11 protein-coding genes are annotated in these 13,368 nt (G+C 71.2%); 10 read left to right on the forward strand and 1 reads right to left on the reverse strand.

The window, feature by feature from the left end:
* Positions 1-6: 6 nt before the first annotated feature.
* The 9 genes from SSPS47_RS10110 (at position 7) to SSPS47_RS10150 (ending at position 9,706) form a co-directional block, all read left to right on the forward strand.
* Positions 7-1,050 carry a sugar ABC transporter permease gene (locus SSPS47_RS10110; protein ID WP_239064831.1) on the forward strand — a complete coding sequence of 348 codons (1,044 nt, stop codon included), beginning with the start codon at positions 7-9 and terminating at the stop codon, positions 1,048-1,050.
* On the forward strand, positions 1,047-1,916 hold the full coding sequence (locus SSPS47_RS10115) for a carbohydrate ABC transporter permease (RefSeq protein WP_203557816.1): 870 nt from the start codon (positions 1,047-1,049) through the stop codon (positions 1,914-1,916). Before SSPS47_RS10110 ends, SSPS47_RS10115 begins: the two co-directional genes overlap by 4 nt.
* Positions 1,913-3,055 (forward strand): ABC transporter ATP-binding protein, encoded by a 1,143-nt coding sequence (locus SSPS47_RS10120; RefSeq protein WP_239064832.1) that lies wholly within the window; start codon positions 1,913-1,915, stop codon positions 3,053-3,055. The genes SSPS47_RS10115 and SSPS47_RS10120 overlap by 4 nt, the downstream gene beginning before the upstream one ends.
* Positions 3,052-3,843, forward strand: a complete 792-nt coding sequence (locus tag SSPS47_RS10125; protein WP_164250392.1) for a DeoR/GlpR family DNA-binding transcription regulator — start codon at positions 3,052-3,054, stop codon at positions 3,841-3,843. Before SSPS47_RS10120 ends, SSPS47_RS10125 begins: the two co-directional genes overlap by 4 nt.
* Positions 3,836-4,972 carry an ABC transporter ATP-binding protein gene (locus SSPS47_RS10130; protein WP_164250394.1) on the forward strand — a complete coding sequence of 379 codons (1,137 nt, stop codon included), beginning with the start codon at positions 3,836-3,838 and terminating at the stop codon, positions 4,970-4,972. Before SSPS47_RS10125 ends, SSPS47_RS10130 begins: the two co-directional genes overlap by 8 nt.
* The gene (locus SSPS47_RS10135) at positions 4,969-5,979 is read left to right on the forward strand and encodes a 2-hydroxyacid dehydrogenase (RefSeq protein WP_164250396.1); all 1,011 of its coding nucleotides are present in this window, start codon (positions 4,969-4,971) and stop codon (positions 5,977-5,979) included. The genes SSPS47_RS10130 and SSPS47_RS10135 overlap by 4 nt, the downstream gene beginning before the upstream one ends.
* Positions 5,980-6,024: 45 nt before the next feature.
* Positions 6,025-7,431, forward strand: a complete 1,407-nt coding sequence (locus SSPS47_RS10140; protein WP_164250398.1) for an FGGY-family carbohydrate kinase — start codon at positions 6,025-6,027, stop codon at positions 7,429-7,431.
* Positions 7,432-7,851: 420 nt separating this feature from the next.
* A complete protein-coding gene (locus SSPS47_RS10145; RefSeq protein WP_164250400.1) occupies positions 7,852-8,943 on the forward strand; it encodes a glycerophosphodiester phosphodiesterase family protein in 1,092 nt (363 codons plus the stop codon).
* Positions 8,944-9,064: 121 nt separating this feature from the next.
* Positions 9,065-9,706, forward strand: coding sequence for a superoxide dismutase (locus tag SSPS47_RS10150; protein ID WP_164250402.1), 642 nt, complete (start codon positions 9,065-9,067; stop codon positions 9,704-9,706).
* 185 nt (positions 9,707-9,891) lie between these two features.
* Here the strand turns inward: SSPS47_RS10150 and SSPS47_RS10155 are convergent, their stop codons facing one another.
* Positions 9,892-10,530 (reverse strand): DsbA family protein, encoded by a 639-nt coding sequence (locus SSPS47_RS10155; RefSeq protein ID WP_147875312.1) that lies wholly within the window; start codon positions 10,528-10,530, stop codon positions 9,892-9,894.
* Between the two features lie 162 nt (positions 10,531-10,692).
* Between SSPS47_RS10155 and pepN the strand changes: the two genes are divergently transcribed.
* Positions 10,693-13,326: an aminopeptidase N gene (gene pepN / locus SSPS47_RS10160; protein ID WP_164250404.1), complete on the forward strand. Its 2,634-nt coding sequence runs from the start codon at positions 10,693-10,695 to the stop codon at positions 13,324-13,326.
* Positions 13,327-13,368 lie beyond the last annotated feature (42 nt).

The raw sequence follows: 13,368 nt of genomic DNA on the forward strand, positions 1-13,368 counted from the left end.
CGCCCCATGTCCTCGTCGACGGAGGCCGATCACGGGGCGGCCTCGTCCGACGACGCGGCCGTGGCCGGCGCCCGTGAAAAGGCGTCGGCCGCGGATCGGGGTTCGGGCTCCGGCCCGGCCGCGGGCGCTCCCCCGCCCGCGGGCCCCGGCGCGGAGAGGAGCGTCCCGCGGTGGCGGCGCTCCCTTCGCCCGTATCTGCTCATCGTGCCCGCCCTGCTGCTGACCGGCGGGATCCTCTACCCCTTCGGGCTCGGCCTGTACTACACGGTGTTCGACTTCGCGGCGAGCAAGCCGCAGCCGGACTTCACGGGCCTGGAGAACTACCGGCGGATCTTCACCGACTCCTCCTTCTGGGACTCGGCGTGGGTGACGGTGCTCTACGCGGTCGGCGCCGCCGCCGTCGAGACGGTGCTCGGCGTCGCCGTGGCGCTGCTCCTGCACCGCTCGACACTGGTGGGCCGGGTGCTGGAGAAGGTCCTCATCCTGCCGCTGATGATCGCGCCGGTGATCGCCGCGATCATCTGGAAGCTGATGCTCCAGCCGTCGGTCGGGGTCGTGAACCACCTGCTGCGGCCGTTCGGTCTGGGCGGGGTGCAGTGGACGGACACCCCGACGGGCGCGCTGCTCTCCTCGATCGCCGTGGACGTGTGGGTCTACACCCCGTTCGTCGCGATCCTGGCGCTGGCGGGGCTGCGCTCGCTGCCCGCGTCGCCCTTCGAGGCGGCGGCGGTCGACGGGGCGGGCTGGTGGTTCACCTTCCGCAAGCTGACGATGCCGATGCTGTGGCCGTACGTCCTGGTCGCCGTGATCTTCCGGTTCATGGACTCGCTGAAGGTCTTCGACATCATCTACGCCCTGACGGAGGGCGGCCCCGGCGACTCCACGGTGGTGCTCCAGATCCGCGCGTATCTGGAGGCGATCCGCTTCCAGCGCTACTCGTTCGGGCTGAGCTACATGATCGTGCTGTGGGCGGTGGTCTATCTGGCGGCGATGGTGCTGGTGCGCTATCTGGGCCGGATCCAGAACCGGGCGGCGGAGGTGTCGAGGTGACGAGACGTCAGCCGCCTGCGCGGCGGAACGGGGCGGCGCGGCGACGGGTGCTGGGGATCGCCGCCGACGGCGCGCTGATCCTCTACTTCCTCTTCGCGCTCTTCCCCGTCATGTGGATGGTCGTGCTCTCGCTGAAGCCGGGACACGAACTCTTAAGCACCTACTTCTCCTTCACCCCGACCCTGGACTCCTACCGCACGGTCCTCGGCGCGGGCGAGGACGAGGGTGTGCCGTTCGTGCGGTTCTTCCTCAACTCCCTGGTGGTGTCGCTGGGGGCCGTCGGGCTCTCCCTGGTGATCGGGCTGCCCGCCGCGTACGCCGCGGCGCGCTGGCGGTTCCGCGGCTCGGAGAATCTGATGTTCACGCTGCTGTCGTTCCGCTTCGCGCCCGAACTGACCGTGATCATCCCGCTGTTCGTGCTCTACCAGCAGCTCGGTCTCTTCGACACCCACCTCGGCATGATCTGGGTCCTGCAACTGGTCACGCTGCCGCTGATCGTGTGGATCATGCGGTCGTACTTCGCCGACCTGTCACCGGAGCTGGAGCAGGCGGCGCTGCTCGACGGCTACACCCGCAAACAGGCGTTCTTCCGGGTCGCGCTGCCGCTGGTGAAGCCGGGGATCGCGGCGGTGTCACTGCTGGCCTTCATCTTCGCGTGGAACAACTTCGTCTTCCCGCTGATCCTCACCTCCTCACAGGCGCAGACCGTGACCGTGGGCGCGCTGTCGTTCCTCGGCGGCGACCGGCCCAAGTACAACCTGACGGCCGCCGCCGCGCTCGTGTCGGTGATCCCGCCGTTGCTGCTGGCGCTCACGATCCAGCGGTATCTGGTGCGGGGGCTGTCGTTCGGGGCGGTGAAGTCGTGATCGCGGCCGGGTCCGGCACCACCTCGATAGGGCTGCGCGGCGTCCACAAGTCGTACGGACGCACCACCGCGCTCGACGGCGTCGAACTGGACGTGGCCGAGGGTGAGTTCTTCTGTCTGCTCGGCCCGTCCGGGGCGGGCAAGACGACGACGCTCAAGACCGTCGCCGGTCTGGAGGAGCCGGACTCCGGCGCGGTCGAGCTGGGCGGCCGGGACATGACCGGCGTCGAGCCCTACGACCGGGGCGTGGCCATGTGCTTCGAGTCGTACGCGCTCTATCCGCACCGCTCCGCCTACGACAACCTCGCATCGCCGCTGCGCTCGCCCAAGTACCGGCTGCCGGCCGCCGAGGCCCGTACGCGGATCCACGACATCGCCGAACTGCTCGGTATCGAGCAGCTGTTGGAGCGTCCGGTGGGCGCCCTGTCGAACGGGCAGCGGCAGCGGGTGGCGCTCGGGCGGGTGCTCGTACGGCCCGCGCGCGCGTTCCTCCTCGACGAGCCGCTCTCCCATCTCGACGCCAAGCTCCGCCAGGCGATGCGCGCGGAGCTGAAGGCCATCGGGGACGTCCGGCACACGACCACGCTGTATGTCACGCACGACTCGGTGGAGGCGCTGGCGCTCGGCGACCGGATCGGGGTGATCAGGGAGGGGCGGATCGTCCAGACCGGGACGCGGGGGGAGATCTGGCACCGGCCGCACGACACGTTCGTCGCCCGCTCCTTCGGTCGCCCGATGATCAACCTGCTGCCGGGGACGGTCACCGCGGACGGGCACTTCGGGTCGGCGGAGGGCGGCTTCGAGGTGCCGCTGGACGTACCGGCGCCGCCGGGCACGGCGGTGCAGCTGGGCGTACGGCCGAGGGACGTCACCCTGGGTGAGGCCGGGGGCGCCGGGGACGCGGCGGGCGGGAGCGGCGCGGTGGAGTTGACCGGCACCGTCTACGTCACCGAGGTCCTCGGCCGCGCCACCGAGGTCACCGTCCGGCTCGGCTCCCGGCAGCTCTCGCTCGTCGCCCCGCGCGCCGGCGCGGCCGGCCTGCGCACGGACGATTTTGTACGGCTCCGCGCGGATCTTGAGAACCTGCTCCTGTTCGAGGCCGACCGGCCGGGACGTCCAGGACGAAGGATCAGCACATGAGCACCCAGCAGCAGCGCGGCCCCGCTCCGCGCCAGGCGGCGATAGCCGAGTACGTCCTCGCGCAGGGCGAGGGCACCGCCGCCGAGCTGGCCGAGCGGTTCGACGTCAGTCTGATGACCATCCACCGGGACCTCGACGAGCTCGAACGCCAGGGCATCGTGAGGAAGTTCAGGGGCGGGGTGACCGCGCAGCCGTCAGGTGTGTTCGAGTCGAACGTCGCCTTCCGGCTCAAGGCGATGCACGAGGAGAAGGCGGCGGTCGCCCGGCACGCGCTGAGCCTGATCGAGCCCGGTATGGCGGTGATGCTGGACGACTCGACCTCCACCCTGGAGATCGCGCGCCGGCTCGGCGCCATCACGCCGCTGACCGTCGTCACCAACTTCCTGGAGGCGATCAACCTGCTGTCCGGGGAGCGCGGCATCCATCTGATGGCGCTGGGCGGCGACTACGACCCCCTGCACTCCTCCTTCCTCGGGGTCAGTTGCGTCGAGGCCGTGCAGTCGCTCCAGGTCGACGTCTGTTTCACCTCCACCGCCGCGGTCTCCGGGGGCTTCGCCTACCACCAGGAGCAGCACATCGTCTCCGTGAAGCGGGCGATGCTCGGCTCGGCGGCCCGCAACGTCCTGCTGCTCGACCACTCCAAGCTCGGCCGGGTCGCACTGCACCGGCTGGCCCCGCTCTCCGCCTTCGACCTGGTGCTCGTGGACGCCGGCGCCTCCGCGGAGGCGCTGCGCGATCTGGACGAGCACAAGGTCCCCTATCAAGTCTGCGAGGTGGGCGGTGACTGAACTGACCCTGCGTGAGCTGCGCAAGACGTACGTGTCGCGCGGCCGTCCCCCCGTGGACGCGGTGCGGGGCATCGACATCGGCCTGCGCTCCGGCGAACTGCTCGGTCTCCTCGGCCCGTCCGGCTGCGGCAAGTCCACCACGCTGCGGATGATCGCCGGTCTGGAGGAGGTCACCGGCGGCGACATCCTGGTGGGCGGCGACTCCGTCGTCGGTCTGCCGGCGCGGGAGCGCAACATCGGTGTCGCCTTCGAGAACTACGCGCTCTACCCGCCGCTGACCGTCCGTGAGAATCTCGGCTTCGGGCTCGCGGCGCGCGGCCTGCACGGGCGCACGGAACGGGGCCGCCGGGTCGCCGACATGGCGGAGCGGATCGGCATCACCGACCTCCTCGCCGCCCGGCCCGCCGGTCTGTCCAGCGGCCAGAAGCAGCGCGTGGCGCTGGCCAGGGCCCTGATCCGGGAGCCGGACGTACTGCTCCTGGACGAGCCGCTGTCCCATCTGGACGCGGCGCAGCGCGATACGACCCGTCGTGAACTCAAGCGCATCCAGCGGGACTTGGGCCATACGACGATTCTCGTCACCCACGACCAGGAAGAGGCGCTGTCGCTCGCCGACCGGATAGCCGTCATGAAGGACGGCGTGATCCAGCAACTCGGCACGCCGTACGAGATCTACGACGCCCCGGCGAATGTGTTCGTCGCCGACTTCGTGGGGGAGCCCGCGATCAACCTGCTGCCGGGCGTCGTGGCGGCCGACGGGTGGGTACGGCTCGGTGCGTCGGCGCGGTTCCCGTGCCCGGCCGGTCCGCCCGTCGGCCGGGAGGTGGTGCTCGGCATCCGTCCGGAGGACCTGCGGCTGGCCCGTGAGGGTGAGTCCGGGCCCGGGACGGGGGACACCGGGTGGGGCGAGGACCCGGGCGGCGCCGTACGGGCTACGGTCAGCGCCCATGAGCCGCTCCTGGAGTCCGGAATCGCCACGCTCATGCTCGACGGCGTCGCCGAACCCCTTGTCGTGGAGACCGGCCCGGAGACACGCCTGGACCGGGGCGACACCGTACGCGTCACCGCCGACCCACGGCACACGCATGTCTTCGACGCCGAGACCGGAGAGGCCCTGACCCTGACATGAGGATCCTCGCAGCTGGTGATCATTTCGTCCTCAACTCCCTGATCACCGAGGCCCTGGGGCGCGTCGTCCCCGGCCCGGCCGAGATCACCCGACTCACCCTCCCCTGGCCGCTCACCCCCTTCGGCAGGGTCGCCGAGGTCGACGAGGCCAACGACTGCGAGGACGCGCTGATCGAGGCGCTGGACGGGGTCGAGGTCTGTGTGACCCAGATGGGGCCCTTCACCGAACGGGTGCTGGCCGCCTCCCCCGCGCTGCGGATGGTCGCCGTGTGCCGGGGCGGCCCGGTCAACGTCAACGTCGACGCCGCCCGCGCGCGCGGCGTCAAGGTCTGCTTCGCGCCGGGACGCAACGCGGCGGCCACGGCCGAGTTCACCGTCGGGATGATCCTCGCGGCCCTGCGGCGGATCCCCGAGGCACACAACTCCCTCGTTCTGGAAGGAAAATGGGACGCCTCGCACTACACGTACGAGCGCTGCGGCCCGGAGCTGGAGGACACGCCGGTGGGGCTGATCGGTTACGGCGCGGTCGGCAGCCGGGTCGCCCGCGTGCTGACCGCGTTCGGCGCCGAGGTGGAGGTGTACGACCCGTATGTACGGGGCGACGTGCACGGCATGCGGTCCCCGTCGCTGGAGGCGCTGCTGTCCCGGTCGAGCGTCGTCACGCTGCACGCGCGGCTCACCCCGGAGACGAAGGGTCTGATCGGCGCGCGTGAACTCGCGCTGCTGCCAAGGGGATCGACCCTGGTGAACGTGGCGCGCGGCGGGCTCATCGACACGGACGCGCTGTGCGACGCGCTCGACAGCGGGCAGCTGGGCGCGGCGGCGCTCGACACGTACGAGCAGGAGCCACTGCCGGCCGGGTCCCGGCTGCACGGCACCCCCAATGTGGTGCTGACCCCGCATCTGGGCGGGGCCAGCAGGGCCGTGGCCCGCAAGGCGGCGCGGATCGCCGCCGCCGAGGTCGCGCGCTACGCCAAGGGCGAGCCACTGGCGCACTGCCTGACATGAGGCCGCGCGCCGCCTTGAGGACCCCCGGAAGCTGAGGAGAGCGCGATGTACGTCGGTATCGATGTCGGCACGTCGATGGTGAAGGCCGCGGCCTTCGACGCGGGAGGCCGGGCGCTCGCCGTCGAGTCCCGCCCGGTGCGCCTCGACATCCACGGCGGCCATGCCGAGCAGGACATGGAGGAGCTGTACGGCGCGGTCGTCGACGCCCTCGACACGCTCACCGCCGCGCTGCCCGGACCGGTCGAGCTGGCCGGGCTCACCGGTCAGGGCGACGGGGTCTGGCTGGTCGACGCCGAGGGGCGTCCGGTGCGGCCCGCGATCTCCTGGATGGACGGCAGGGCTCACGAGTTCGTGGACGAGTGGCTGGCGTCCGGCGTCTTCGAGTCGGTGTTCCGGCGCAGCGGCAGCGCGATGTTCCCGGGCTGCCCGGGACCCGTGCTGGCCTGGCTCGACCGCCACGAGCCGGCCGCGCTGGACGCCGCGACGACGGCGCTGTACTGCAAGGACATGGTCTTCCAGCGGCTGACCGGGGTGCGTGCGACGGATGTCTCGGACGCGTCGATGCCGTTCCTGGACCCGAGGACACGGCAGTACTCGGGCGACGTGCTCGCGGAGCTGGGCCTCGCGCACCGGGAGGGGCTGCTGGCCCCGGTCAGCGATCCGGTCGCGATCGGTGAGCTGCCCTCGGGGTTACGGATCGCGAACGGGCCGTACGACCTGCCGGCCTGCGCACTGGGCGCGGGGGTCACCGAGCCGGGCGACGGACTGCTGATCATCGGTACGTGCCTGGCCTCGCTCGTCGCGACGGACACCCTCGACCTGGAGGGTGAGCCGGGCGGGCTGCACATCTCGACGGACCGGCCGGGGCACTGGCTGCGCGCCATGCCCGCGATGGTGGGGACCGCCGCGCTCGACTGGGTGCTGACCACGACCGGCACGGACCTCACGGAGGTGGACTCCCTGCTGGACGCGGTGGAGCCGGGCGCGGGCGGTGTCAGGGTGCTCCCCTACTTCGCGCCGTCCGGTGAGCGCGCGCCGTTCGTCGACCCGGCGCTGCGGGCCGAGGTGACCGGTGTCTCACTGGAGTCGACGGCGGCCGATCTGATCAGGGCCACCTGCGAGGGCATCGCGTACGCCGCCCGGCACTGCCTGGAGGCGGCGGGCCTGACGGGCAGCCTCGCGGTCTGCGGCGGCGGCACCCGGAGCCCCGCGTGGATGCGCCTGTTCGCCGATGTGCTCGGCCGCCCGCTGCGGATCGTGGAGGGCGAGGTGGGCGCACGGGGCGCGGTCCTCGCGTCGGCGGCACGCCACGGGGTGCCGCTGGACATCGCCGCGTGGACTTCCCCCGCGGCGGTGGTGACGCCGGACCCAGTGCGGGCGGCGTACTACACGAAGGGTTACGACGACCACCTCGCGCTCCTGGCGTCGGCGCGGGCGCGGCACGGTTCGTAGGGGCGGGCGGGGTGGCCCGGCGCGGGGGTGGCGCACCGGACGGGTGTCGGCACCGTACGCGGCCCCGCCCCGTCGTCATGTCCGGGACCGGGACCGGCTCGTGCGGCCCCGCACCCCCGGCTCGGGCACGGCGCACGCCGTTCGACGGGAGGCGGTGGCTCGTGCGCGGGACGCGGCCGGGGTCGCAGTCCGGACCGCGCGCCGTACGCGGCGCTCGGGAGCCGGGCGCGCCCGGCGTCGGACACCGGGTGCGTGGGCGGGCGGCATTCGGGGTGAACCCCGGATTGACGGCCGCCGCACAGGCGGTGAATCCGGCGTGCATCGCGCCAACTCGGGCCGCTCGCCTGCCTATCGTGCTGCCGCCGAACCCTGGATCACATCAAATGACCGACGTTCACGAGCCCGACGAGGGAGACCCGAATGTCCGCACAGCCCAGACGCCGCTCGATACTGCTCGCGGCCGGCGCCGCCACCGCCGCCACCGCGCTGCCCGTCACGGCCACCACCGCCGCCGCGTCGCCCCGGCGGCCCGAAGGCTCCGGCCGGCCCGTGGTCATCGGCCACCGGGGCGCCGCCGGCTGGCGGCCCGAGCACACGGCGGCGGCCTACACCTACGCCGTGCAGACGGGCGCCGACTGGATCGAGCCCGATCTGGTCCCCACCAAGGACCATGTCCTGGTCGTGCGGCACGAGAACGAGATCTCCGGGACGACGGACGTCGCCGAGCACGCGGAGTTCGCCGGCCGGCGGACGACGAAGACCGTCGACGGGCGGCCGGTGACGGGCTGGTTCACCGAGGACTTCACGCTGGCCGAGCTGAAGACCCTGCGGGCGGTCGAGCGCCTGCCGCTGATCCGTGACCGCAACACCGTCTTCGACGGCCGCGAGCCGGTGCTGACCTTCGAGGAGGTCGTGAAGCTGGCCCGTGAGCTGTCCCGGCGCCACCGCCGCCGGATCGCCGTCTTCCCGGAGACCAAGCACCCCACGTACTTCCGCTCCATCGGCCTGCCCCTGGAGCCCGCGCTCGCGCGGATCGTGCGGCGCTACCGGCTGGACGCCGACGAATGCGTGGTGCAGTCGTTCGAGCCCAGCAGTCTCGCCGCGTTCGCCGAGGAGCGGCTGCGGCTGCCGCTCTGGCAGGCGCTGGGCACGACGGGCGCACCGTACGACCACGTCGCGGCGGGTGACCCCACGACGTACAAGGACATGATGACGCCGCAGGGGCTGGGGAGGATCGCGCGGTACGCGGACTGGATCGGGCCCGACAAGTCGTCCGTCGTGGAGCCGTTCACCCTGCTGGCCGATGCGCACCGGGCGGGTCTGAAGGTGGGCGCGTACACCTTCCGCGCGGAGAACCAGTACCTGCCGGCGGCCTTCCGCCGCGGCACCGACCCCAACGCGTTCGGTGACGCCTTCGCCGAGTACGCCCTGCACTTCGGCCGCGGCGTGGACGCCGTGGTGACGGACTACCCGGACATCGCGTCGATGGCGCGGGACGCGGCGGAAGCCTGAGCGCGGGCCGGGCGGTACTTCGTGGACACGGCCTAGGACCAATGCCTGATCAACATCGGACCCTCTTGCTGTTAGCGTGCAGTTGCATAAGATGTGCAATAAGCAGCAGGAGGGCTCGCCCATGGCCATCTACACACTCCCCGAACTCCCCTACGACTACGCGGCGCTCGAACCGGTCATCAATCCGCAGATCATCGAGCTGCACCACGACAAGCACCACGCCGCGTACGTCAAGGGTGCGAACGACACCCTGGAGCAGTTGGACGAGGCACGCGACAAGGAGTCCTGGGGCGCGATCAACGGCCTCCAGAAAAGCCTCGCGTTCCATCTGTCCGGCCACATCCTCCACTCGATCTACTGGCACAACATGACGGGCGACAACGGCGGCGGCGAGCCGCTGGCGGCCGACGGTGTGGGCGACCTCGCCGACGCGATCACCGCGTCGTTCGGCTCGTTCGCCGGCTTCAAGGCCCAGCTCACGAAGGCCGCGGCGACGACGCAGGGCTCCGGCTGGGGCGTCCTGGCGTACGAGCCGGTCAGCGGCAGGCTGATCGTGGAGCAGGTCTACGACCACCAGGGCAACGTGGGTCAGGGATCCGTGCCGGTCCTGGTGTTCGACGCCTGGGAGCACGCCTTCTACCTCCAGTACAAGAACCAGAAGGTGGACTTCATCGAGGCGATGTGGCGCGTCGTGAACTGGCAGGACGTGGCGAAGCGTTTCGCGGCGGCGAAGGAACGGGACGACGTCCTGCTGGCGCCCTGACCGGTCCCCGCGCCCGTGCCGCCACCCCCACAGGCGTCCTGCTCGTGATCGTCTTCTCAGCCTTCACCTGCGGACGGAGTGACGAAGGACCCCCGCGAGGACATGACTCGCGGGGGTCCTTCCACATACGCCCGGTCACCGGTGGGCGCCGCGACGGTCTCACCGCGCGGCCCGGGAAAGGCCGGTCAGTCGAAGATCGGGCCCTGCGTACGGGTGCGCTTGATCTCGTAGAAACCGGGGATCGAGGCGACCATCAGCGTGCCGTCCCACAGCTGGGCGGCCTCCTCGCCCTTGGGGGCGGGGGTCACGACCGGGCCGAAGAAGGCGATCTGCTCGCCGTCGGAGCCGGGAACCGCGATCACCGGGGTACCGACCTCCTGGCCGACCTTGTCGATGCCCTCCTTGTGGGAGGCGCGCAGCTCGGTGTCGTAGGTGTCCTTGTCCGCGTAGTCGATGAGGTCCGCCGGCAGGCCGACATCGGCCAGCGCCGCGACGATGGTGGCGCGCTCGTTGCCCTCCCCGCCGTTGTGGATACGGGTGCCGAGCGCGGTGTAGAGCTTGCCGACGACCTCGTCGCCGTGCAGTTGCTGGGCGGCGATCACGACGCGGACCGGGGCCCACGCGGCCTTCATGCCCTCCCGGTACTGCTCGGGAAGCTCGTCGAGCTTGTCCTCGTTCAGCACGGCCAGGCTCATGACGTGCCAGTTGACCTCGACGTTCCTGACCTTCTCGACCTCCAGCATCCAGCGGGACGTCATCCAGGCCCATGGACAGATCGGATCGAACCAGAAGTCGACGGGCGTCCGGGCACTCGTTTCACTCATGGGCGTGTCTCTCCTAGAAAAAGAACCGGCTGCGGTCCAACGATGGGCGACGTACGGGGCAACGCCACCGGTCGCCGGAGTCATTCCCGGCAGCCGTCGGACACGGTGCCCCGTGGGAGAATTCGAACCGTTGTAGGCAAAAACACGCACCTAGGAGTGTCCGTGCCCGGTGAGAACCTGTCCCGCGACGAGGCCCGCGAGCGGGCCGAGCTGCTGTCCGTCGACCGGTACGAGGTCGCGCTCGACCTGCGGTCGGCGGTCGGCGAGGCGCCGGGTGACGCGCCGGACGGGGCCCCGGCGGACGGGCCGGGTGCGCCCCGCACCTTCCGCTCCGTCACGACGATCCACTTCCGGTCGGCGCGGCCGGGCGTGGCCACCTTCGTCGACCTGGTGGCGCCGAGCGTGACGTCGCTGACCCTGAACGGCCGCTCGCTGGACCCGTCCGTCGTGTTCGACGGCTCGCGCATCGCGCTGTACGGGCTGGCCGAGGAGAACGTGCTGGTCGTCGACGCGCGGTGCGCCTACAGCCGTACCGGCGAGGGGATGCACCGCTTCGTCGACCCGGAGGACGGCGAGGTCTACCTCTACACGCAGTACGAGCCGGCCGACGCGCGCCGCGTCTTCGCCAACTTCGAACAGCCCGATCTCAAGGCGCCGTTCACCTTCGAGGTGACCGCGCCGGCGGGCTGGACGGTCTGGAGCAACGGTGGGACGACCGGATCGGGAGCCGAGACCGGGGTGTGGACGTTCGCCGAGACCAGGCCGATCTCGACGTACATCACGGCCGTCGTGGCGGGGCCGTACCACCACGTCACCGATGTGTACCGGCGCGAGCTGCCCGACGGCTCCACGCTGGAGATCCCGCTCGGCGCGCTGTGCCGCAAGGGCCTCGCCCGGCACTTCGACGCCGACGACATCTTCCTGGTGACCAAGCAGGGCCTGGACTTCTTCCACGACAACTTCGACTACCCGTACCCCTTCGGGAAGTACGACCAGGCGTTCGTGCCCGAGTACAACATCGGCGCGATGGAGAACCCCGGCTGTGTGACCTTCCGCGAGGACTACGTCTTCCGGGGCAAGGTCACCCAGGCGTCCTACGAGCGCCGCGCGAACGTCATCCTGCACGAGATGGCGCACATGTGGTTCGGCGATCTCGTGACGATGCGCTGGTGGGACGACCTGTGGCTCAAGGAGTCGTTCGCCGACTTCATGGGTTCGCTGGCGCTGGCGGAGTCGACGCGCTTCACCAACGCCTGGGTCACCTTCGCCAACAACCGCAAGGCGTGGGCGTACCGCGCCGACCAGCTGCCGTCCACGCATCCGGTCACGGCCGACATCCGGGACCTGGAGGACGCCAAGCTCAACTTCGACGGCATCACCTACGCCAAGGGCGCGTCGGTGCTGAAGCAACTCGTCGCGTACGCCGGGCGCGAGGCGTTCCTGGAAGGCGCGCGGCGCTACTTCAAGCGGCACGCGTACGGCAACACCCGCCTCGGTGACCTGCTCTCCGTCCTGGCGGAGACGTCGGGGCGCGACATGGTGTCGTGGTCGCGTTCCTGGCTGGAGACGGCGGGCGTCAACTCGCTGACCCCGGCGGTCACCTACGACTCCTCCGGGCATGTGACCGAGCTGGCCGTGCTCCAGGAGGCCACCGGGTCACATCCCGAACTGCGCCCGCACCGGGTGGCGGTGGGCCTGTACCGGCGCGAGAGCGTGGACGCCGAGCTGGTCAGGTACACACGCGCCGAGGTCGACGTCGACGGGCCGCGCACGGTCGTCACGGAGCTGGCCGGCGCCGAGCGGCCCGATCTGATCCTGGTCAACGACGACGACCTCACGTACTGCAAGATCCGCTTCGACGAGGGCTCGCTGGAGACGCTGCGCGGGTACCTCGGCGAACTCACCGACCCGCTGGCGCGGGCGCTGTGCTGGTCGGCGCTGTGGAATCTGACCCGCGACGGGCTGATGCCGGCACGGGACTTCATCCAGCTGGTGCTGCGGTTCGCGGGGCGCGAGTCGGACATCGGCGTCCTCCAGAGGCTGCACGCCTGGGCGCAGGGCGCGCTGATCCACTACGCGGCGCCGCAGTGGCGCGAGGAGGGCGCGCGGGCGCTGGCGGAGGGCGCGCTGCGCGAGCTGCGGCTGGCCGGGCCGGGCAGCCAGCACCAGCTGACCTGGGCGCGGTTCTTCGCGTCGACGGCCACCTCGGACGCCGATTTCCAGCTGCTGCGGAGCCTGTTGGGGAACACGGCGAAGATCGACGGCCTCGACGTGGACCAGGAGCTGCGCTGGAGCTTCCTGGGTCCGCTGGCCGCGCACGGTCTGGCCGACGAGTCCGTGATCGCGGCGGAGCTGGCCCGCGACGACACGGCGTCCGGCAGGCGCCACCAGGTGCGGTGTCTGGCCTCGCGCCCCTCGGAGGAGGTCAAGGCGACCGCGTGGGCGGATGTCGTCGACTCCGACGCCCTGTCGAACGCGCTGGTGGAGGCGACGATCGCGGGCTTCGCGCAGCCGGGGCAGCGGGAGTTGACCGCGCCGTACGCCCAGAAGTACTTCGAGATGATCGAACGGGTGTGGGCCGAGCGCTCGATCCAGATCGGCATGGACCTGGTGCAGGGGCTGTATCCGAGCCTCCAGGACCGTCAGGAGACGGTGCGCGACACGGACGCCTGGCTCGCGGCGCATCCGGACGCGCCACCGGCCCTGCGCCGTCTGGTACTTGAGGCACGGGACGATCTGGCGCGGGCGCTGGCGGCGCAGGCGTGCGACGCGACGTCGGCGGCGACGTCGGGCTGAGCGGGGCGGGGCGCATCCCGCATGATCGGCGGGATGCGCCCG

Source organism: Streptomyces sp. S4.7 (assembly GCF_010384365.1).
Classification (GTDB): Bacteria; Actinomycetota; Actinomycetes; order Streptomycetales; family Streptomycetaceae; genus Streptomyces.